Annotated in this window: 1 protein-coding gene and 1 pseudogene; both read right to left on the bottom strand. The window is 51.4% G+C overall.

Annotation, left to right across the window (positions count from 1 at the left end; genetic code table 11):
* Positions 1-101, bottom strand: a pseudogene (locus VD17_RS33260) (copper resistance protein B); the annotation flags it as partial.
* A gap of 232 nt (positions 102-333) precedes the next feature.
* On the bottom strand, positions 334-690 hold a 357-nt coding region (locus VD17_RS31110; RefSeq protein WP_046057185.1), incomplete at its 5' end, for a multicopper oxidase domain-containing protein.

Genomic DNA, 690 nt, shown 5'->3' with positions numbered 1-690 from the left:
ACAAAGAAAGCAGGACTGGTAGAGACTGCCAGTGCCATCAACGTTGGGCGTAAAAACTTACTGGTCATGATCTCAATCTGCCTTTTTGGTTTTTTGGTCATGATCCATCGACTCATGGCTCATCTTGCTGTGGTCCATTGACCCGTGATCGGGCTTTGACTCGTTTGTCGTAGTTGCAGGCTTGCTCGTTGCTTTCGCAGGAGTAGCAGGTGAATGATCACTACTATCTTCGACTGCCAGTGCCACGGACGAGAGTCCACCCATCAAGCCGACGGCAAAGAGGCAACCGACCAGCGATTTACGATTTAGGTATGTACTCACAGATCGTCTCCTTTACTCATCAACCCGTACTTCACGGAACATGCCCATTTCCATATGGAAAAGCAGGTGGCAGTGATAAGCCCAGCGACCTAAGGCATCAGCGGTGACTCGATAGCTGCGCTTGGTACCTGGTGGCATGTCGATTGTGTGCTTGCGCACCATGAACTTGCCGTTTTCATCCTCAAGGTCGCTCCACATGCCGTGAAGGTGGATGGGATGAGTCATCATGGTGTCGTTCACCAGGGTGATGCGAAGACGCTCCCCATACTTCAGCCGAAGCGGCTCGGCGTCAGAAAATTTGATGCCGTTGAAGGACCACGAAAATTTCTCCATGTGACCGGTCAGATGAAGCTCAATGGTGCGATTGGG

The sequence above is a fragment of the Pseudomonas fluorescens genome, assembly GCF_000968015.1.
GTDB classification, from domain to species: domain Bacteria; phylum Pseudomonadota; class Gammaproteobacteria; order Pseudomonadales; family Pseudomonadaceae; genus Aquipseudomonas; species Aquipseudomonas fluorescens_W.
Note: the sequence above shows the minus strand (reverse complement) of the source record. Positions and strands in the feature narration are given on the sequence as shown.